Origin of the sequence: Rhodococcus opacus B4, assembly GCF_000010805.1 — a bacterium.
GTDB lineage: Bacteria > Actinomycetota > Actinomycetes > Mycobacteriales > Mycobacteriaceae > Rhodococcus_F > Rhodococcus_F opacus_C.
Genome location: NC_012522.1, coordinates 6,850,153 through 6,870,812, shown reverse-complemented (window position 1 = coordinate 6,870,812; position 20,660 = coordinate 6,850,153). Strand labels below are relative to the sequence as shown.

Genomic DNA, 20,660 nt, shown 5'->3' with positions numbered 1-20,660 from the left:
GATGCTCACGCGCCCTGACTGAACGGCACGTCCTCCACGCCCGTATCCGTGTTCTCGGCCGCCCCCGCTCCCACACGTGTCCGGCCGTTTCGCGGCATGTGGATTCGCACCTCGGTGCCCTTGCCGGGCGTGGACCGCACGTCGACGTGCCCGCCCCGCCGTTCGATCCGCCCACGAATCGACTTCGCCAGCCCCTGACGGTCCGGGGACACCTCGTCGACGTCGAACCCGACGCCGCGGTCCCGGACGAACACACTGACCTGATCGCGCTCGGCCTCGGCGAACAGGTTGATATCGGTCTCCCCGGAATGCTTGGCCGCGTTGACCAGAGCCTCGCGCGTCGCGCCGAGCACCGCCGTGAAGCTCTCCTTCGACAGTCCCTCTCCGGTGCCGTCGACGTCGAGTGCGACGTCGCCGACCGTCACCGGCCGCACCGTGACGCCGTGGTGGTCCTCCACCTCACCGGCGATGATGCGCAACGCCTCCGCCAGGCTCGAATGGTCGGTGTCTCCCCCACCGAACAACCACTTGCGCAGTTCCCGTTCCTGACCCCGGGCGAGCCGCGCGACCTCCTGTGGATGATCGGCCTGCTTCTGGATCAGCGCCAGCGTCTGGAGAACGGAGTCGTGCAGATGCGACGCGATCTCCTCGCGCTCGTCGTTGCGGATCCTCGCGGCACGCTCCGCCCCCAGTGCCCGCCACAGCCGCAACCACAGGGGCACGGTCAGCAGTCCGGCGCCGACCAGGGTGACCACGACGGCCAGCAGCGACGAACGCAGCGCGGCGAGGTCGACCTGCGCGAGGATCACCACACCGAGACCCGACACGATCAGCGTCACGCCGCCGAGCACCCGCGCCCACGTCAGGACGGTGGGGCGCTGCGGCAGCCCGATGACGGTGCGCGGCCCCTCGGAATCGAATTCGCGCCACACCAGGGCCGCGCCGACCGCCACCACGATGATCGGCGCGATCACCGAACCGACCCGGCCACTGAACAGCCACGACAGGGCGGACGCACCGGCCAGGCCGATCGCGATCAGCCCGTATGCCCTGCGCCGCTCGGACGCACTGGGCTTCTCCGTGTCCGAACCCGCAGCCGTGAAGATCCACAACAGCCCGTAGCCGACGATTCCCGCGCCGGCGAGCGCGGCGAGACAGGCGAACGCGACCCGCACCTTCATCACGTCGATATCCAGCTGGTCGGCGATACCACCTGCGACGCCGCCGACGATGCGGCCACCGGTCCGGCGTTCGAGCCGCGGCATGGGCAGACCGCCGGGCGGTACCGGCGCGGTCACGGCGCCGGCGAACTGGGCACCGCCCGCGGACGCGTTCGACACAGGTTGCACACCTCCGATACTGGCACGATCCCCGGACCGCGGCATCAGGGTCCGACCCTGACTTCGGGCCGCGTTCCGGCCCACCCCGACCGGAAAGATCAGGGTACTTCCCGATGTACGCGAAACGCGGCGACCGCAACGATGGTCGTATGAGCAATGGGAGCTTCCAAGAGCAGATACAGGATCTGTGGCGGACCCGACCGGTGCGGTTGCCCGGCCGCGGCCACGTCGCCGGTGTCTGTGCGGGAATCGGCTACCGCTACGGCGTCGATCCCGTACTGATACGAGTCGCCTTCGTCGTGTCCACCATTTTCGGCGGCGCCGGTGTGCTCCTCTACCTGGCGTGCTGGCTCGCCCTCACGAAGTCGGGCGACCCGGCCTCTCCCGCGGAGTCGTTGATGGGACGCGGTCACAGTTCCGACTCGGGCACCAAGACCATCGTCCTTCTCGTCGCACTGGCGATCGCGGTGAGCACCGTCGGCCCCTTCGGCGTCGGACTCGGCGGCTCCGGGCTGGTCAGCATGGCGCTGATGCTCGGCGGCCTGTGGCTGCTGTACCAGCGGCAGCCGATCCCCCCGCCGTCGCCCGTCGGAGCCGTCGCCCCCGGTGTCGGCACCGGCTATCCCGGGACGAGTTTCTCGCCCGGACAGTTCGGCGCCAATCCGTTCGGCCCGGGCACGTACGGTTCGGGTGCGTACGGCCCGTACACGAAGCTTCCCGACTCCTACACGCCGAGCACAGCTCCCACTGCCGGGCCGCCGGCGGACACGCCCAGCGACGCCCCGACCGAGGCACTGAAACCCGAAACCGCTGCCGCCCAGAATGATCCGGTGTCGTTCGAGAAATCCCCGGCCGCCGGTCCGCGGGCCGACACACCGTCGGCGCCGTTCGCGCCGCTCGAACCGCGACCACCGGCATGGGATCCGCTCGGCGTCGCCCCGTTCGCGTGGGACCTGCCCGAACCGGCCAGGACCACCACTCCCGCAGTGCAACCGGAGCGCACACACTCCCGTCTGACCACCATGGTGATCGGACTGGCCATTCTCGCCGCCGCGGCCGCGACGGCGCTGGCGGTCGCCACCGGATCCGACTGGCTGAACCCCGGTCGGATCGGCGCGGTCGCGCTCGCCGTCATCGGAGTGGGGCTGCTGATCGGCGGCTTCCTGCGCAAGGGCTACGGGCTCCTCGTCGTCGCGGGCCCGCTGATCGGCTTCGTGATCCTGGCGTCACTCGTCGGGTCACTCGACCTGAACAGCGAGAACATGGGCGACCGGACCTGGGTGCCCCTGACGGCCGCCGACATCGACCCCGCCTACTCCGGTGGGTTCGGCAGTTTCACGCTCGACCTCCGGAACGTCACGCTCACCGAGGACAAGACGGTCGACGTCAGCGGTCAGTTCGGTGAGGTCGTGGTGCTCCTGCCGCCCGGCATGAACGTCGACAAGCATTGCACCGCCCAGTTCGGCGACGCGCAGTGTCACCCCGACGGTCTCGACGGCGGGTCCGACGGCACGGACGGTCCCGTTCTGACCCTCAATGCAGATGTCCGGTTCGGAAGTATGGAGGTGCGCCGTGGATGACATCGACGACACCCAGGACGGCGAGCAGACCCGGACGCGCAAGCGCCCGTCGCTTCTCCTGCTCCTCGCAGGATTGGCAGCACTCCTGGTGAGCGGCTGGGCGCTCGCGGGACCGTTCTCGCTGGAACTGCTCGCGAACGTCGAGTTCCGCTGGCTGTTCGTGCTGGTCGCGGTGCTGGTCGGCGTGGTTCTCGTGTTCGCACCCAATCGTCGGAAAAAATAGGGCGCAAGCGCAGAGTGCGCGGTGAACGAGTCAGGCGACTCGCTCACCGCGCACAGTGCGTCACTCCCACTCGATGGTGCCCGGCGGCTTGCTCGTGATGTCCAGCACGACCCGGTTGACGTCGTGGACCTCGTTCGTGATCCGGGTGGAGATCCGCTCCAGGACGTCGTAGGGCAGTCGCGTCCAGTCGGCGGTCATCGCGTCCTCGCTGGACACGGGACGGAGCACGATCGGGTGCCCGTAGGTGCGCCCGTCGCCCTGTACGCCGACGCTGCGGACGTCGGCGAGCAGCACCACCGGGCACTGCCAGATCTGGCCGTCGAGCCCGGCTGCCGTCAACTCTTCGCGCGCAATGGAATCCGCGTGACGAAGCAGGTCGAGCCGCTCCTGGGTGACCTCGCCGATGATGCGGATGCCGAGCCCGGGGCCGGGGAACGGCTGACGTCCCACGATCTCCTCGGGCAGACCGAGCTCCCGTCCCACCGCGCGGACCTCGTCCTTGAACAGCAGACGCAGCGGTTCCACGAGCGTGAACTGCAGGTCTTCGGGCAGCCCGCCGACGTTGTGGTGGCTCTTGATGTTGGCCGTGCCGGTACCACCGCCGGATTCCACGACGTCCGGGTAGAGCGTGCCCTGCACGAGGAATTCGACCGTGTCGCCGTGCGCGGCGTTCTCGCCGAGCACGTCGCTGACGGCACCCTCGAAGCTGCGGATGAACTCGCGGCCGATGATCTTGCGCTTGGTCTCCGGGTCGGACACCCCTGCCAGTTCACCGATGAAGGTGTCGGCGGCGTCGACGGTGATGAGCCGGGCGCCGGTGGCGGCGACGAAATCCTGCTCGACCTGCGCGCGCTCGCCGGCACGCATCAGACCGTGGTCGACGAACACACACGTCAGGTTGTCGCCGATCGCACGCTGCACGAGCGCGGCCGCGACGGCGGAGTCGACACCGCCCGAGAGTCCGCAGATCGCCTTGCCGTCGCCCACCTGCTCGCGGACCTGCTCCACGAGGGCGTCGGCGATATTCGCGGCCGTCCACGCGGGGGGAATGCCGGCGATCTCGTGGAGGAACCGGCTGAGCACCTGCTGGCCGTGCGGCGAGTGCAGGACCTCCGGGTGGTACTGCACGCCCGCGAGCCTGCGGGCCCGGTCCTCGAATGCGGCGACGGGTGCGCCCTCACTCGTGGCCGTCACCTCGAAACCTTCGGGGGCCTCTGTGACCGCGTCGCCGTGGCTCATCCACACGGGCTGACTGGACGGCAGCCCCTCGTGCAGCAGGCCGCCCTGCACCTTCAGGTCGGTGCGGCCGTACTCGCGGGTGCCGGTGTGGGCCACCGTCCCGCCCAGTGCACCGGCCATGGCCTGGAATCCGTAGCAGATGCCGAACACCGGAACGTCCAGATCGAACAGGGCCGGATCGAGCTGGGGCGCCCCGTCGGCGTAGACGCTGGACGGTCCGCCCGACAGCACCACGGCGAGCGGATTCTTGGCCGCGATCTCCTCGACGGTCGCGGTGTGCGGGACCACCTCGGAATAGACCTTGGCCTCACGCACCCGCCGGGCGATCAGCTGCGCGTACTGCGCGCCGAAGTCGACGACGAGGACCGGTCTCTGCTGCTCGATATCTGCCACCGGGTCAGTCTAATCGGCGCAGCTCTGTGGTCTGCGCGACCCCATGACCCGGCCCTCGCCGGCGCTACGCAACGCCGTGCTTCTGGGTGTCGGGCAACACGGAGCCGCTTCGGATCTCGACGATCGGCAGCACCAGCGCGGCGGGCGCGCCTTCCGGGACGACCGGCTTGACCGGCGCGATCGGGTTCAGCCGCCGGTATCCCTCCCCCTGCTCCGGACGCAGGTCCGCCTCGCCCTTGTTCGGCCACAGCGACGCCGCACGCTCGGCCTGCGCCGAGATCGTCAGCGACGGGTTGACGCCCAGGTTCGCGGACACCGCCGAACCGTCGACCACACTCAGCGTCGGGTAACCCCACACCCGGTGGTACGGGTCGATGACGCCGTTCGACGGCTCCGAGGCGATGGTGCAGCCGCCGAGAAAGTGCGCGGTGAGCGGAATGTTGAACACATCTCCCCAGGTACCGCCGGCGCGACCGTCGATCTTCTCGGCGATCCGCCGGGTCGCCTCGTTGCCCGCGGGGATCCAGCTGGGGTTCGGCTGACCGTGGCCCTGCCTGCTGGTGACCTTGCGCCGGCCGAACAGGCCCTTCTTCGTGTATGTGGTGATGGAGTTGTCGAGGTTCTGCATCACCAGCGCGATGATGGTGCGCTCGCTCCACTTGTACGGGGTGAGGACCTTCAGGGCCGTCGGATCCTTCGCCAGTTCCCGGAGGAACGTCATCCACCGCCGCCCGCCGCCGTCGGTCAGCAGCGTCTGCAGCATGGCCATCGAGTTCGACCCCTTGCCGTAGCGCACCGGCTCCACGTGGGTGTCGGACGTCGGGTGGAACGACGACGTGATGGCGACGCCCTTGGTGAGCTCGAGCGCGGGATCCACCTTGTTCTTGGCGGCGCCGAGGATCGACTCCGAGTTGGTGCGGGTCAGCACACCCAGCCGGTCGGAGATCTTGGGCAGCGCGCCCGACTCCTTCTGGTCGAACAGCAGATGCTGAGTACCCCACGTCCCGGCCGCCAGGACGACGTTCGCGGCGGTGTACGTCTTGCGGTTCCGGTTCTTCCGCGGCCCGCTGCGCCGGGTGAAGACGTCCCAGGTGCCGTCGGACGCCTCGCGCAGACCGGTGACCGTCGTCATCGGGACGATCTCCGCGCCGGCCTTCTCCGCGAGGCCCAGGTAATTCTTGAGCAGGGTGTTCTTGGCGCCATGACGGCATCCGGTCATGCATTCGCCGCATTCGATGCATCCGGTGCGGTCGGGGCCGACGCCGCCGAAGTAGGGGTCGGGCACGGTCTTGCCCGCTTCACCGAAGAAGACGCCGACCGGGGTCTGGATGAACGTGTCGCCCACGCCCATGTCCTCGGCGACCGACTTGATGATCTCGTCCGCGGGCGTCATGTGCGGGTTCTGGACGACTCCGAGCATCTTGCGGGCCTGCTCGTAGTACGGCGTGAGCTCGTCGTGCCAGTCGGTGATGTGCGACCACTGCTTGTCCTGGAAGAAGGAGGCGGGCGGTTTGTAGAGGGTGTTCGCGTAGTTGAGTGAGCCGCCGCCGACGCCGGCGCCGGCGAGGATGAGGCAGTCGCGGAGCAGGTGGACGCGCTGGATGCCGAAGAAACCGAGGGCGGGCGCCCACAGGAACTTCTTGAGATCCCAGCTGGTCTTCGCGAAGTCGGCGTCGGCGTAGCGGCGGCCCGCCTCGAGGATGCCGACCTTGTAACCCTTCTCGACCAACCGGAGTGCGGTGACGCTGCCACCGAATCCGGAACCGACGATGAGAACGTCGTAATCCGTTGTGCGCTTCTTGCTCATCACTCGACCTCCAACGAACCTGGATTTGTTACTCGCCAGTATGCACCCGGTAGTTGTGACAACTGCCACAAGGGTCACCTTACCTGTAACGAGAGGTATCAGGAACGGTCGCGATACCCGCAAACGCACGTCGCCCGATGCCTCACCGGTGCAGTTGAACTGCACCGATGTGACATCGGGCGACGAGAGGAGCAGCAGCGGCGGCGAACGCCTCAGGCGCGAACCGTCAGGCCCACCTTCTGGAATTCCTTCAGATCGGAGTATCCCGCCTTCGCCATCGAGCGGCGCAGTCCACCGACCAGGTTCAGGGAACCGAACGGGTCGTCCGACGGACCGGTGAGGACCCGGTCGAGCGACGGGCGGTCACCGAACGAGACCGGCAGCATCGTGCCGCGCGGCACCGACGGGTGCGCGGCGGCCGACGGCCAGTACCAGCCGCCGCCGGGAGCCTCCGACGCAACGGCCAGCGGTGCGCCCAGAACCGCGGCGTCCGCGCCACAGGCGATCGCCTTCGCGAGGTCGCCCGAAGACGTGATGTCGCCGTCCGCGATGACGTGGACGTAGCGCCCACCCGTCTCGTCGAGGTAGTCGCGGCGGGCGGCCGCGGCGTCCGCGATGGCCGTCGCCATCGGGAGACCGATGCCCAGCACCTCACCGGTGGTCGTGGCGCCCTCGGTGGAGCCGTACCCGACGATCACACCGGCCGCGCCCGTGCGCATCAGATGCAGAGCGGTCCGGTGATCGCTCACCCCACCGGCCACGACGGGAACGTCCAGTTCGGAGATGAACGTCTTCAGGTTCAGCGGTTCGCTGTCGCCGTGGGCGACGTGCTCGGCGGAGATGATCGTGCCGTGCACCACCAGCAGGTCGATGCCCGCCTCGAGCAACTGCGGGGTCAGCGCCCGCGCGTTCTGCGGACTGACCCGCACGGCGGTCGTGACACCCGCGTCGCGGACCTGCGCCACCGCAGCGGCCAGGAGACCCGGCTGCAACGGCGCCGCATGCAGTTCCTGCAGCTTCTTGATCGGCGCCTCGACGTCGACGTCCGACTCCGCCAGCGCGACGAGTTCGGCGAGCTTGGCCTCGACGTCCGCGTGCCGGCCCCACAACCCCTCACCGTTGATGACTCCGAGGCCACCGCGCTTGCCGAGTTCGATCGCGAACGACGGCGACACGAGCGCGTCGGTCGGATGCGCCAGCACCGGAATGTCGAACCGGTACGCGTCGAGCTGCCAGGACGTCGACACCTCCTTGGAGGAGCGGGTCCGGCGGGAGGGGACGATGTCGATGTCGTCCAGCTCATAGGTTCGTCGGGCTGTTCGGCCCATGCCGATCTCAACGAGGTCGCGCACGCGCGCCCCTTTCTCGTGAATCGTGACTGGTTGCTAGCGAGCGGTGTAGTTGGGAGCTTCGACCGTCATCGTGATGTCGTGCGGGTGACTCTCCTTCAGACCCGCAGCGGTGATCTGCACGAACTGCGCGTTCTGCAGTTCCTCGATCGACGACGCTCCCGTGTAGCCCATGGCGGCCCGCAGACCACCGGTGAGCTGATGTGTGACCTGGGACAGCGGACCGCGGAACGCGACCCGGCCCTCGATGCCCTCCGGGACCAGCTTGTCCTCGGACAGCACGTCGTCCTGGAAGTAGCGGTCCTTGGAATACGACTTCGCGGCCCCGCGGCTCTGCATCGCGCCGAGCGAGCCCATGCCGCGGTAGCTCTTGTACTGCTTGCCGTTCACCAGGATCAGCTCACCCGGCGACTCCGCGGTACCCGCGAGCAGCGAACCGAGCATCGCCGTCGACGCGCCGGCCGCGAGGGCCTTCGCGATGTCGCCGGAGAACTGCAGGCCGCCGTCGGCGATCACCGGCACCCCGTGCGGCTTGGCCGCGGCGACCGCTTCGAGGATCGCGGTGATCTGCGGGGCGCCGACACCGGCGATGACGCGGGTGGTGCAGATGGAGCCGGGGCCGACACCGACCTTGACCGCGTCCACACCGGCCTCGATGAGGGCGGCCGCGCCGCTGCGGGTGGCGACGTTGCCGCCGATGATCTGCACGCGCTCGTCGACCTCGGCCTTGAGCTTGGAGATCATGTCCAGCACACCGGCCGAATGGCCGTGGGCGCTGTCGACGACGAGAACGTCGACCCCGGCGTCGGTGAGAGCCATTGCGCGGCTCCACGCCTCGTCGCCCACACCCACGGCGGCACCGACCAGGAGCCGGCCGTCGCGGTCCTTGGTGGCGTCCGGGTGCTGCTCGGTCTTCACGAAGTCCTTGACCGTGATGAGGCCGGTGAGCTTGCCCTGCCCGTCCACGATCGGCAGCTTCTCGATCTTGTGGCGGCGCAGCAGACCCAGCGCCACCTCCGCGGTGACACCCTCCTGGGCGGTGATCAGCGGCGCCTTCGTCATGACCTCGGACACGGCGCGGTTCTGGTCGACCTCGAAACGCATGTCGCGGTTGGTGATGATGCCGACGAGCTGGCCCGCCGCGTCGGTGACCGGAAGTCCGGAGATCCGGAACCGGGCACACTTGGCGTCGACCTCGGCGAGGGTGTCGGACGGCTTGCAGGTGACCGGGTCGGTGACCATTCCCGCCTCGGACCGCTTGACCGTCTCGACCTGTCCGGCCTGCGCCTCGACGGACAGGTTGCGGTGCAGCACGCCCATGCCGCCTGCGCGGGCCATGGCGATGGCCATCCGCGCCTCGGTGACGGTGTCCATCGCGGAGCTGACGAGCGGCACCCGCAGCCGGATGTCCCTGGTCAGCTGGCTGGACGTGTCGACCTGGCCGGGGATGACATTCGACGCCGCCGGCAAGAGCAGGACGTCGTCGTACGTGAGACCCAGCATCGCGACCTTGTTCGGGTCGTCACCGCCGGTGTGTACATGCCCTGCTGAACTTGTCATGCGGTTCGGGCCCTCCATGGAACATAGGTGCAGCGCCGCGGCGCCGTCTGTGGACAGTCGGATCGTCGATCCGGTTTACAGGGAAAAGTCGGGAGCGTCGATCGATATTCCCAGCTCCGCACACCATGATATCGGCTCGACGCGATCGCCACGGAGCCCACCCACGCTGGGCGTACGCCGAACGGCTGGCGCAGACCGGGCTGACCTGCGTACCGTGGTGCTGTGCGCGATCAACTGCCTCCAGGTCTGCCCCCGGACCCCTTCGCCGGCGACCCCGCCGACCCGTCCGCAGCTCTCGATGCGATCGAACCCGGCCAGCCACTCGACCCCCACGAGCGTCTCGCGGTGGAGGAAGACCTGGCCGACCTCGCCGTGTACGAGGCGCTCCTGGCGCATCGTGGGATCCGCGGGCTCGTCGTCTGCTGCGAAGACTGCCAGCAAGATCACTACCACGATTGGGACATGCTCCGTGCCAACCTCCTCCAGCTCCTGGTCGACGGCACCGTGCGCCCGCACGAGCCCGCCTACGACCCGACACCCGAGGCCTACGTCACCTGGGACTACTGCCGCGGCTACGCGGACGCCTCGATGAACGACGCTCTGCACGGAGACGGCTTCGACGCCTGATCCGGCACAACTCGACACAGACCACTGTGGCCCGACACGCGAAGTGTCGGGCCACAGTGGTCTGTGCGGGAGGGCCGGCGGACCGCTAGCTGGTGGGCGGCAGCACCGGGACGGTGGTCGTCGTGGTCGGCAGCGGCACAGTGGACGGCTCCTGCGGCGGCTGCTGAGTGGACGGCTGCGTCGTCGGATTGTCGGTCGGCAGCATCGGCAGCTGCATGATCGTCGGATCCGGGCTCGTGGACGGCATCGTCTCGGGCGGAAGCGGCGGCTGCGGCGGCAGGGTGGGCAGCTGCGGCAGCGGAATCGGCGGCAACCCCGGAATCTGCAGATCCGTGGGCAGCTGGCCTCCCGGCAGCAGCTCTGCTCCCGGCACCGTCGTCGAACCGGGTGTGCCCGGCACGGTGGCAGGCAGTTCGGTGGCCTGCGTCGTCGCGTCCGCGGTGGTGGTTCCCGGCGTGGTCGTCGCCGGCGGCGTGGTGGGAGCGATCTTCTCGACCTCCGCGGCCAGCTTCGCCCGCCACACGTCGAGTTCGTTGCGCATGTCGGCGTCGCGTACCCCGCCGGCACGGTCGGCGGCGCCGTCGAGCAGGTTCTTCGCCGACTCCGCGTCACCCGCGGCGATCAGCCGCTCGGCCTCCTGCAGCTGCGTCGTGGTGTCGATCTGCGCGACCGTCGAATCGGCCTGCTGACTGAACACGACCGACTTGACGCTCCACAGCGGATCACCGGGTTCGGCGTTGTACGAGAAGATGGTGGCACCGCCCATGACGACCGCGATCGCGGCGGCAGCGCCCGCGATGGGCCGCAACAGCCGGAGCTTGCCGCGGGCGGCGCTGCGTGCGGAACGGGCGTTGTCCGAGGCGTCGATCGCCGCGATCACGTCGTCGAGCAGCGGTCCGGTCGGCATCGGCGTCGACACGATGTCGGCACGCCAATTGGTCAGCAGAAGCGCGAGCTCGTACTGCTCCGGCGAGTCCGTTGCGACGGGACCGCCACCGGCGATCGCGTCGATCAGCGCATCGTCGCGGCGCACAGCCGCGACGTCCACCGGTGCGTCGTCTCCTGGGAGATCGGCATCGGGATTGCCGTTGCGCTTGATGCCCCTAGCCAAACCTCTCACCTGCCCTCGTCACTTCTTTTTTCAGTTTCGCGATGGCTCGGTGTTGAGCCACGCGGACAGCTCCCGCGGTACTACCCACGGCCGCGGCCGTCTCCTCCGCCGACATACCGACCACGAGCCGGAGGATCAAGATCTCCCGGTGCTTTTCCGGCAGCGTGCTCAGCAGTTCGTTCATCTGCCTGCTCGCTTCCGAGTCCAGCGCCCGTTGTTCGGGTCCGTCGTCGTTGGCTACGACATCAGGTACTTCGGCGACGGGCTCCGACTTGTTACGTGCGGAGTTCCGATGCGCGTCGGCGACCTTGTGCGCGGCGATCCCGTAGACGAATGCCATGAACGGCCGGCCCTGATCCTCATAGCGAGGAAGGGCCGTCATCACGGCGAGGCACACTTCTTGTGCCACGTCGTCCGCGGAGAGTTGTCCCCTCTCCGCAGCACCGACCCTGGCTCTGCAGTAACGCACAACCAGGGGCCGAATGTTTTCCAGGACCAGAGCTAAAGCGGCCCGGTCACCCTGCGTTGCAGCGGCGACGGCGGAGTCCAACTCCTCGCTCGTGTTAGTCATCGTTGCTGAATATCCTGGCGTTACAGTGGCACCTCCCCCGATGGGTGTGCTCCCGCTCTCAGCGGAACACTCCAAGAGTAACGGTGCGGACCGAACGGTATTCGCCCGGATTCGCACCGATTCGTGAACAACCCGGCCCCACGGCAGCCGACCAGCGGAGTCAGATTCGGAAGTGCCCACCTCGCGCCCTGATGACGGCTTCGCACTCCTTGCACACCGTCTCCGCTCGTGAGTCGGACGTCACACCACCGAGCAACATCGCAGCCGCCCACTTCAGAGGTATCAGGCCGTACCGATCGCAACGGTCGACCACATCCGCCGCGAGCCGCGCCGCCGGACCGGAATCGGAGTCCCCCGTCATCGACGCGCTCCGTAGCAGGTCCGATTTGACGTGGTGCCGCACCGATCCGGCGGCCTCCGAAATTTCTGCCGCGGTCTCGGCGTGGCGGCGCGCCGCGGTGAAGTCCCCGGCCGCGAGAAACAGCTCCGCGCTCACCCAGTGCCTCCGGACGTGCTGGCGCCACAGTGCGCCGAGGTCGTGCGCGTCCAGGTGCTCGGCGCACCGATCGAGCAGCCGCCTGCCCAGTGCGAGCCGGCCGCACCCCAGTGCGTCGGCGGCGAGTCCTGTCAGTGCGTCGCACCGCGCCTGCACGGCGAGAACACCGAATGCGGCTCCGGGATCCGTCCCGACTAGCGCCAGGGCCCGGCCGTCGAATCCGGACGCCACGGCGTGCCAGCCGAGTTGTCTCAGCAAGGACGCCCGCGTGCTCCAGGCGAGCGAGACGACCGCGGGTTCGGCGGCCCCTCCGCGCGTCAGGGCGTCCAGTTCGGCGCGGGATCGGCCGTAGTGCCCCTGGGCGCCCCACGCCACCGCCCGCATCCAGCGTTCGACGGGGACGTCCGAATCCGGCAACGGGCTCGCACCGGGATCGGCGCCGAACGCCGCGCGGATCAGTCGATTCGTGGCTGCGGAACGGAGAGAGGAGTCGGGCACGCCGAGATCATCGCATCGCCCGGCCTCTTGCCGGTCAGGTGACCGCGGCGACGGCGTCCACCGCCGCATCCAGCGCGCCGAGCGCGGCGATCGTCCGCGGCAGCGCCTGTGTCCGGCACCCGGGACCGCCCGCGAGCATCGTCAGCCCGATGCGCCTGCGGCGGATCGCCCGCAGCAGGGACGCGACGTCGCATCCGGCGGCCGGCAACCAGAGGACGATCACGTCCGGTTCGGCGTTGGTCACGGCGGCGAGCAACGCCGACCGGCACAGCGGCAGCGCGATCCGCGTGTCCACCGAGGCGGTGGCCAGGGCCGCGCCCAGGGCCCGGAATTCGAGACCGTACGGGTCGGCGGGAACCGCGTCCGGCGTGTCCGCGGGCACCTGCACGAGCAGGACCCGGCCACCGCCGCCGATCGGTGCATCCAGGGTCATCGTGGACAGAATTCCCGTGACACATTCGGCGAAGACGCGGACGCTCACTGCGGCGACGTCGGAGTTCCTGCCCTCGTCCGCCCATTCCAGCACCGGAGTGACCACCGTCGTCCACATGGAGCTGAATCCCCGCTCCGCGACGGCTCGCGCGACGATCCGGCGGATGGTCACGACGTCTCGCGCCAGCAATGCGCCCGACAGATTGCGCACGGCGGCCTCGGCGTCGGCGAGGCCGGAAAAGGATGACAAAAGGTTCGACGAGCCTGTTTTCGTCCCGTTCACCGAGTTGTCATCCAGATTTTCGCCAACCGGCCGGAGGCCGCTTTCTGACGAATATGTAGCCATTGCGTTAATCGCATATCTCGCGGCCTCCGCGGAGTTTGCACCACCGTCCAGAGCCTGTTGCATGCATTCGAGCCGGGCGACGTCGCGCGGGGTGTACCGCCGGTGACTTCCCTGCGGATGGACGGACGGGCCGATGCCGTAGCGGCGGTCCCAGGTACGGAGCGTCGACGGGGCCACCCCGAGCCTTCTGGCCAGCGCAGATACCGACATCGTGGGTCCCTCGTCCGGAGATCCGGAGGGGGTCTGCGTTTCAGGCTCCGCGGGCTGGGGCACCCGCACATCGTTACCCGTGCCCCAAGGTCTTTCAACCCGAAACGGAAACATGGAACCGCGGGAAAGTAAATATTTTCCAGGTTAACTTTCAGCTCGTGGGATATGTAAATTCCCACTGTGAACAACTATTGACGCGATTTCCGAACCGACTCTACGGTTAGCAACGTGAATGATTCAGCGGCTTGAACGTCGAGCCCACGGTCCGCTCGCCGCCCGAGGCGAGCTTGCAGCTAAGGAGTCCACATGCCTGCACCCAACCACCTCCCCGGCCCGAACGCGGATATCTGGGATTGGCAGATGCACGGACTGTGCCGCGGAGTCGACTCCTCGATGTTCTTCCATCCCGACGGCGAGCGTGGCCGTGCCCGCGCCCAGCGGGAAACCCGTGCGAAGGAAATGTGCAGACGCTGCCCGGTCCTCGCCCAGTGCCGCAATCACGCGCTGAGTGTGTCCGAGCCGTACGGGATCTGGGGTGGAATGTCCGAAACGGAACGCGAGATGCATGCCCGGCACAGACGCGGCCGGATCGCCGTTTGACCGCTCGACCACACTCACCGGGGAACCCTCGCCGCCGCGCGGGGGTTCCTCGCGTCACATCGGCCCCTCGCCACCCATCCAGGACGACTCGGTCTCCGAATGCCTACCGGCTGGAGGAGATGAGCGGACATGCACGCTACCGTGGTTCTCGATGAAGCGAGACGAGCGCCGGTGACGAACCACGAGGGCAGTACCCCGGCAGAAGACGTGTGTTCGGCGGACGCGGCGGGGGCACACAGCGCCCGAGCCACCGAATCCGCGGAACTCTACGACACCATGGCTCGTGTGGCGAACGGGGACGCCGACGCGTTCGCCGAACTGTACGACCGGACGAGCGCCCGAGTGCACGGCATGGTCCTGCGGGTGCTGCGCGACCCCGGGTATGCGGAGGAGACGACGCAGGAAGTCTTCCTCCAGGCCTGGCGCACCGCGTCGAACTTCGACCCGGCACGGGGTTCCGTGCTGTCGTGGCTGATGACACTCGCGCACCGCCGGGCCGTCGACCGCGTGCGCTCGGAGCAGGCCGGCACCGACCGCGAATCCCTCTACGAGACCACCAATATCGCGGGGCCGTTCGACCACGTCACCGAGGAGGTGACGCGCCGGCTCGAGCACCAATCGGTGCTCGCCTGCCTCGACTCGCTCACGGACATGCAGCGCGAGTCCGTTGCGATGGCGTATTACGACGGCCGCACCTACCGGGAAGTCGCCTCCCAGCTCGGGGTCGCCCTGTCGACGGTGAAGACGCGCATCCGCGACGGCCTGACGCGTCTTCGCGGCTGCCTGGGAGGTCTGTGACATGAACGACGAACTCGTGGGCATGGCCTACCCGTACGCACTGGACGCGCTCGACGACAGCGAGCGCCGCGAACTCGACACCGATCTCGCAGGCACCGACGAGGACACCCGTTCCATGTTCACCGACGAGGTGCGGCGGATCCGCGAAGCGTTCGCGGTGGTGAGCGCGGTGGGCGCTGTCGAACCGCCGCCGCGAGTGCGGATTCGGGTCCTCGACGAAGTCCGGCGTTCGGCGCCCGCGCCGACCTCGCTCGCCGCGCGCCGCTCCCGTAGGCGGCGCTGGCAGATCGCCGTCGCCGCTGCCGCAGCGGTCGGCGTGCTCGCCGGCGGCACGGTGATCGTCCGGCAGCTCACGGAAGGCCCGTCACCCACCGTCGCGGAGCAGGTGCTCGATGCCGCCGACATGCATTCGTCGACGAGCGAGATCACGGCGGGTGGGTCGGCGACCGCCAGCTACTCGAAGTCGCAGGACGCCGTGGTCTTCGTGCTGGACGGTGTCGCCCCGCCCAGCGCCGACACCGTGTACCAGCTGTGGTTGATGCCCGAATCGGGCGACGCGCCGGTGCCGGCCGGAATCATGTCCCCTTCGGACGTGCTGTCGAACACGCCCGTCGTCCTCGACGACGTCGGGTCGATGTCGAAGCTGGCCGTCACCGTCGAGCCGCCCGGCGGGTCACCGCAGCCGACGTCGGAGCCGTTCGCGGTGCTGCAACTGAGCTGATCCGGCGCAGCCCGGACAGAAGAAACCCCCGCGCGGTGATCCGCACGGGGGTTTCTTCGCTGAACGGTCGGAAGTCCGACCGGCCGTGTGGCAGAACCTAGTGGCTGTGCCCGTGACCGGTCTGAGCCTCTTCCTCTTCCGCCGGCTTGTCGACGACGGCGCTCTCGGTGGTGAGGATCATCCGCGCCACCGAGGCCGCGTTGACGACCGCGGAGCGGGTGACCTTCACCGGGTCGACGACGCCGTCGGCGAGCAGGTCGCCGTAGGTGAGGGTCGCCGCGTTGAAACCGTGCCCCTTGGGCTGCTCGGCAACCTTGCTGGTGACGACGGACCCGTCGAGGCCTGCGTTGCTGGCGATCCAGAACAGCGGCGCCTGCAGGGCTTCGCGCACGACCTTGACGCCCGTGGCCTCGTCGCCGGTCAGACCGAGGTTGTCGGCCAGTTCGGTGCTCGCCTGGACGAGGGCGGAACCGCCACCGGGGACGATGCCCTCGGCGACCGCGGCCTTCGCGGCGTTGACGGCGTCCTCGACACGGAACTTGCGCTCCTTGAGGTCCGTCTCCGTGGCTGCGCCGACCCGGATGACGGCGACGCCGCCGGCCAGCTTCGCCAGACGCTCTTCGAGCTTCTCGCGATCCCAGTCGGAGTCGGTGTTCTCGATCTCGCGGCGCAACTGCGCGACGCGGCCCTTGATGTCGTCGTCGGTTCCGGCGCCGTCGACGATCGTGGTCTCGTCCTTGCTGACCACGACGCGGCGGGCGCTGCCGAGCAGGTCCAGTCCGGCGTCCTTCAGCGTGAGGCCGACGTCGGAGTTGATGACCGTGCCACCGGTGACGACGGCGAGGTCGTCGAGGAACGCCTTCCGGCGGTCACCGAAGAACGGCGCCTTGACGGCGACGGCCTTGATGGTCTTCCGGATGGAGTTGACGACGAGCGTCGAGAGAACCTCGCCCTCGACGTCCTCCGCGATGATGAGGAGGGGCTTGCCGCTCTCGGCAACCTTCTCCAGCAGCGGCAGGAAGTCGGGCAGCGACGTGATCTTCTCGCGGTACAGCAGCACGAGTGCGTCCTCGTACACGGCCTTCTGCGCGTCGAGGTCCGTGACGAAGTACGGCGACAGGTAGCCCTTGTCGAACTGGACGCCCTCGGTGATCACGAGTTCGGTCGCCAGGGTCGAGGATTCCTCCACCGTCACGACACCGTCGGTGCCGACGCGGGTGAGCGCCTCTCCGACCATCTCGCCGATCTCCTCGTCACGCGAGGAGACGGTCGCGACCTGGGCGATGGAGTTCTTGCCCTCCACCGGCTTCGCGACGGCGAGCAGTGCCTCGACGACCTTGTCGGCGGCGGCGTTGATGCCGATGCCGAGTGCCATCGGGTTCGCACCCGCGGCGATGTTCTTCAGACCGCCCCGCACGATGGCCTGGGCCAGCACGGTCGCGGTGGTGGTGCCGTCGCCTGCGACGTCGTTGGTCTTGGTGGCGACACTCTTGACGAGCTGCGCACCGAGGTTCTCGAACGGGTCCTCGAGCTCGATTTCCCGGGCGATGCTGACGCCGTCGTTGGTGACGGTCGGGCCGCCGAAGGCCTTCGCCAGCACTACGTGGCGGCCACGCGGACCCAAGGTCACCTTGACCGCGTCGGCAAGCTTGTCGACTCCACGCTCGAGAGACCGGCGTGCGATCTCGTTGAACTCAATCTGCTTGGACATGTGTTCTGTCTTCTCCTGGATCTCAGGGTTACGCGCGTGAACGCACTCCGCCCCGGGATCCTGTGGGGACTCCGGGGCGGATCACGTATGGCTTACTTGGAGACGACAGCCAGCACGTCGCGTGCCGACAGGATCAGGTACTCCTGGCCGGCGTACTTGATCTCGGTTCCGCCGTACTTGGAGTAGATGACCGTGTCACCCTCCTTGACGTCGACCGGGATGCGGTTGCCCTGCTCGTTGACGCGGCCTTCGCCGACTGCGACGACAGTGCCCTCCTGGGGCTTCTCCTTGGCCGTGTCGGGAATGACCAGGCCGGAGGCAGTCGTCGTCTCAGCCTCGTTGGCCTGGACGAGGATCTTGTCCTCGAGCGGCTTGATGTTGACGCTCGCCACGATGAGCCCTCCACTTTGGGGTATGCGGATCCGGAGACTTCTCCGGACTCCTGTTTGAGTGTTCCGTTTACGGCACTTCACACAGCCCCGTCGTCGCGGGTGCCGGAGCTCGATCGGCGCCACTTGGCACTCTATACGTGAGAGTGCCAACCCTCAAGGAGAAGGGGGTGGTGGATCGCGGCGCGCCGAATATCGTCCTGTCTCAGGGGTCGTCACCTAAGGTTCCTCTGGTGTCTGACATGAATCGGCGTAAATTCCTGACGTTTGCCGGGCTCGGGGCGATCGGGACGGTCGGGTTCGGAGCACGTCCGTGGGGGTTGCAGTACGCGGGCGCGGCCCCGCTCCCGACCTCAGGGGCCGGCACCACCCTCGAAGCGGTGGCCGTCCCCCTCGGAAGCTCGGGCTACCGCAGACTCGGCGCGGGACCGGGGTGGCCGACGATCGTCCGCACCGAACTCGCCGAGGCCCGCAGCGGGCGCGAGGACCGGCGCACCGCGCTCGCCTCGCTCGTCCAGCTCACCGACGTCCACCTGGTCGACGCCCAGTCCCCGATGCGCTTCGAATACGTACACCCCTTCACCGGTTCCGCGTTCCGCCCGCACGAGACGCTCACCGCGCAGGGTCTCGTCGCCCTGGTCGCCCGCGTCAACGCCCTCGCGTCGGGCCCGCACACCCAGCGCGCGTTCGATGCGGTCGTGAGTACCGGCGACAACACCGACAACAAGGAGTTCGCCGAACTCGGCTGGTTCCTCACCGCACTCAACGGCGGCACCATCGTCCCCAACACGGGCGCCCCCGACCGCTACGAAGGCGTGCAGAACTCCGGGGCGGACCTGTACTGGAACCCGGAGTCCTCCATCCAGGACATGTACAAGAAGGCCGGATTCCCCGAGATCCCCGGCCTGCTCGGCGCGGCGATCGCCCCCGTCACGAGCCCCGGCCTGAACACCCCCTGGTACTGCGTCTTCGGCAACCACGACGACTCGGTGGAGGGCACCGTCCCGAGCGGCATCCCTCCGCTCGAAGCCATGTACACCGGTTCGCTGAAATTCGAGGTCCCCGGGTCGCCGGAGCAGGCGAAGACCGTCGACATCGCCACCAAGTTCGACCCCGGCGCCATTCCCGGCGCGCTGTCCGCGTTCACCACACCACCGCGGGTCGTCACGCCCGACCCCGCGCGGGCACCGTTCACGCCCCGCCAGTTCATCGCCGCGCACCTGGACCCGGCCAACACCGGACCCGGACCGGCCGGTCACGGCTTCGCACCCGACGCCGGTGAGACCGGAATCGGCTACTACTCGTTCGAGATCGCACCCGGCGTCGTCGGAATCAGCATGGATTCCACCAACCGGGCGGGGTTCGTCGACGGCTCGCTCGGCGCGGCGCAGTTCCGGTGGATCGAGGACACCCTGGCGGCCGGCAGCAGCCGGTACTACGACCCGGCGGGCAACCCCGTGTCCCAGGCACGCAGCGACACCTGGTTCGTCCTGTTCAGCCACCACACCAGCGGCAGCATGGACAACGTCGTCCCCGACCCCGCCGCACCGGCGGAACCCCGGATCCGCGGTTCGCGACTGGTGGACCTGCTGCACCGATTCCCGAACGTCCTCGCCTGGGTGAACGGACACACCCACGAGAACCGGATCACCCCGTGGCCCGGATCCACTCCGGAACAGTCGTTCTGGGAGATCAACACGGCCTCGCACATCGACTTCCCCCAGCACGGACGGATCATCGAGGTGGTCGACAACGTCGACGGAACCGTGTCGCTGCTCACGACGCTGTTCGAGGCCGACAGCCCGTACGCCGTGGACCACACCGACCTCTCGCCGCTCGGGCTGGCATCGCTGTACCGGGAATTGTCGTTCAACGACATTCACGCCGACCCCGACCTGGGCGGCGGGACAGTCGACCGGAACGTCGAACTGGTGCTGGCGTCGGGTCGCTAGGTCCGCCGCTTACGAGCCCAGTCGACCGCCGCGACGATCGACCGTATCCCCACGCCGAGCAGGATCAGGTTTCCGATGATCTGCACACTGACGACGGCTCGCGACGGGTCGGTCGTCGCGGCGATGTCGCCGAACCCGACGGTGGAGAACACGGTGAGCGAGAAGTACAGCGCGCCCATGCGTGTGAGGGGTTCGGTGAAGTAACCCGGATCACTTTCGGACATCAGGCAATATCCTGCCGCGAACCCGAGCAGATACAGCGGCAGGATCAGGGCGAGCGCCTCGATCGCCTGGAGCGCAGGCACGTCGGATCGGAAGATCCGGCGGATCTGCCAGACGGACGCCAGGCCGACGACCAGCAGGCCACCCACCAGGAAGAGCAGCGCGGACACGTCCCCGAGCGAGGTCCACGGCAGGATGAAGTAGAGCACCACGCACAGGATGACGGTGCCCAGTGGGCGCACGAATGCGCGCAGCAGGAGGCGGCGGCGCTCGCTTCTCGTGAGGTTGCGAAAATCGCTGGCGCGTCGCATGAGATTCCTTCGGACAACTGTGCAGGTGAGACCGGATATCGAGCGCCATCTTCGTCTTCGGTGGCCGGAAGCCGGGAGCGAAATCCGTTTGTTTTCTGTAACGTTCAGATAACAGTCGCCGATTCAACGGGCAGGGAATTCCCGCTGAACGGGGCGTTCCGGCAGAGACAGCAG

At 68.3% G+C, this 20,660-nt stretch carries 19 protein-coding genes and 1 pseudogene; 7 read left to right on the top strand and 13 right to left on the bottom strand.

The annotated features are described in order from the left end of the window. Positions 1–5 precede the first annotated feature (5 nt). The gene (locus ROP_RS31110) at positions 6–1,385 is read right to left on the bottom strand and encodes a PspC domain-containing protein (RefSeq protein ID WP_419789306.1); all 1,380 of its coding nucleotides are present in this window, start codon (positions 1,383–1,385) and stop codon (positions 6–8) included. A 68-nt stretch (positions 1,386–1,453) separates the two neighbouring features. On the opposite strand from ROP_RS31110, the gene ROP_RS31105 reads away from it, so the two are divergent. Together ROP_RS31105 and ROP_RS31100 are read left to right on the top strand one after the other, a co-directional pair. Next, positions 1,454–2,920: a PspC domain-containing protein gene (locus tag ROP_RS31105; protein WP_015889969.1), complete on the top strand. Its 1,467-nt coding sequence runs from the start codon at positions 1,454–1,456 to the stop codon at positions 2,918–2,920. Continuing rightward, positions 2,913–3,143 (top strand): hypothetical protein, encoded by a 231-nt coding sequence (locus ROP_RS31100; RefSeq protein ID WP_015889968.1) that lies wholly within the window; start codon positions 2,913–2,915, stop codon positions 3,141–3,143. Before ROP_RS31105 ends, ROP_RS31100 begins: the two co-directional genes overlap by 8 nt. Positions 3,144–3,203: 60 nt before the next feature. Here ROP_RS31100 and guaA read toward each other — a convergent pair whose 3' ends face one another. The 4 genes from guaA to guaB form a co-directional block, all read right to left on the bottom strand. Then, entirely contained in the window at positions 3,204–4,775 is a 1,572-nt protein-coding gene (guaA, locus tag ROP_RS31095; RefSeq protein WP_015889967.1) for a glutamine-hydrolyzing GMP synthase, read from the bottom strand. A 64-nt stretch (positions 4,776–4,839) separates the two neighbouring features. Next, on the bottom strand, positions 4,840–6,582 hold the full coding sequence (locus ROP_RS31090; RefSeq protein ID WP_015889966.1) for a GMC family oxidoreductase N-terminal domain-containing protein: 1,743 nt from the start codon (positions 6,580–6,582) through the stop codon (positions 4,840–4,842). A gap of 212 nt (positions 6,583–6,794) precedes the next feature. Further along, complete coding sequence (locus tag ROP_RS31085) at positions 6,795–7,934, bottom strand: GuaB3 family IMP dehydrogenase-related protein (protein WP_015889965.1); 1,140 nt, start codon at positions 7,932–7,934, stop codon at positions 6,795–6,797. A 33-nt stretch (positions 7,935–7,967) separates the two neighbouring features. Continuing rightward, on the bottom strand, positions 7,968–9,491 hold the full coding sequence (gene guaB / locus ROP_RS31080) for an IMP dehydrogenase (protein ID WP_005239781.1): 1,524 nt from the start codon (positions 9,489–9,491) through the stop codon (positions 7,968–7,970). 222 nt (positions 9,492–9,713) lie between these two features. On the opposite strand from guaB, the gene ROP_RS31075 reads away from it, so the two are divergent. Then, a complete protein-coding gene (locus ROP_RS31075; RefSeq protein WP_005239778.1) occupies positions 9,714–10,118 on the top strand; it encodes a DUF5319 domain-containing protein in 405 nt (134 codons plus the stop codon). An 85-nt stretch (positions 10,119–10,203) separates the two neighbouring features. Here ROP_RS31075 and ROP_RS31070 read toward each other — a convergent pair whose 3' ends face one another. The 5 genes and pseudogenes from ROP_RS31070 to ROP_RS44365 form a co-directional block, all read right to left on the bottom strand. Continuing rightward, entirely contained in the window at positions 10,204–11,238 is a 1,035-nt protein-coding gene (locus tag ROP_RS31070) for an anti-sigma-D factor RsdA (protein WP_015889964.1), read from the bottom strand. Next, on the bottom strand, positions 11,222–11,800 hold the full coding sequence (locus ROP_RS31065) for a sigma-70 family RNA polymerase sigma factor (protein WP_005239770.1): 579 nt from the start codon (positions 11,798–11,800) through the stop codon (positions 11,222–11,224). Before ROP_RS31065 ends, ROP_RS31070 begins: the two co-directional genes overlap by 17 nt. A 160-nt stretch (positions 11,801–11,960) precedes the next feature. Continuing rightward, positions 11,961–12,794 carry a hypothetical protein gene (locus tag ROP_RS31060; protein WP_015889963.1) on the bottom strand — a complete coding sequence of 278 codons (834 nt, stop codon included), beginning with the start codon at positions 12,792–12,794 and terminating at the stop codon, positions 11,961–11,963. Positions 12,795–12,828: 34 nt separating this feature from the next. Then, positions 12,829–13,476 carry a transcriptional regulator gene (locus ROP_RS44370; RefSeq protein WP_231869078.1) on the bottom strand — a complete coding sequence of 216 codons (648 nt, stop codon included), beginning with the start codon at positions 13,474–13,476 and terminating at the stop codon, positions 12,829–12,831. 120 nt (positions 13,477–13,596) lie between these two features. Then, positions 13,597–13,782 (bottom strand): annotated as a pseudogene (locus ROP_RS44365) (MerR family transcriptional regulator); the annotation flags it as partial. 306 nt (positions 13,783–14,088) lie between these two features. On the opposite strand from ROP_RS44365, the gene ROP_RS31050 reads away from it, so the two are divergent. The 3 genes from ROP_RS31050 to ROP_RS31040 all read left to right on the top strand — a co-directional run bounded on the left by ROP_RS31050 (position 14,089) and on the right by ROP_RS31040 (position 15,901). After that, positions 14,089–14,382 (top strand): WhiB family transcriptional regulator, encoded by a 294-nt coding sequence (locus ROP_RS31050; protein WP_005239766.1) that lies wholly within the window; start codon positions 14,089–14,091, stop codon positions 14,380–14,382. A gap of 129 nt (positions 14,383–14,511) precedes the next feature. Beyond that, positions 14,512–15,180 carry a sigma-70 family RNA polymerase sigma factor gene (locus ROP_RS31045; protein ID WP_043825661.1) on the top strand — a complete coding sequence of 223 codons (669 nt, stop codon included), beginning with the start codon at positions 14,512–14,514 and terminating at the stop codon, positions 15,178–15,180. Position 15,181: 1 nt separating this feature from the next. Beyond that, positions 15,182–15,901: an anti-sigma factor gene (locus tag ROP_RS31040; protein WP_015889960.1), complete on the top strand. Its 720-nt coding sequence runs from the start codon at positions 15,182–15,184 to the stop codon at positions 15,899–15,901. A gap of 97 nt (positions 15,902–15,998) precedes the next feature. On the opposite strand, the gene groL is transcribed toward ROP_RS31040, so the two are convergent. Next, the gene (gene groL / locus ROP_RS31035; protein WP_015889959.1) at positions 15,999–17,612 is read right to left on the bottom strand and encodes a chaperonin GroEL; all 1,614 of its coding nucleotides are present in this window, start codon (positions 17,610–17,612) and stop codon (positions 15,999–16,001) included. Between the two features lie 92 nt (positions 17,613–17,704). Continuing rightward, positions 17,705–18,004, bottom strand: coding sequence for a co-chaperone GroES (groES, locus tag ROP_RS31030; RefSeq protein WP_003940763.1), 300 nt, complete (start codon positions 18,002–18,004; stop codon positions 17,705–17,707). 230 nt (positions 18,005–18,234) lie between these two features. Here groES and ROP_RS31025 point away from each other — a divergent pair, with 230 nt between their 5' ends. Beyond that, positions 18,235–19,953 (top strand): TIGR03767 family metallophosphoesterase, encoded by a 1,719-nt coding sequence (locus tag ROP_RS31025; protein WP_043825656.1) that lies wholly within the window; start codon positions 18,235–18,237, stop codon positions 19,951–19,953. Here the strand turns inward: ROP_RS31025 and ROP_RS31020 are convergent. Next, positions 19,950–20,486, bottom strand: a complete 537-nt coding sequence (locus tag ROP_RS31020; protein ID WP_015889957.1) for a potassium channel family protein — start codon at positions 20,484–20,486, stop codon at positions 19,950–19,952. The genes ROP_RS31025 and ROP_RS31020 overlap by 4 nt on opposite strands. Positions 20,487–20,660 lie beyond the last annotated feature (174 nt).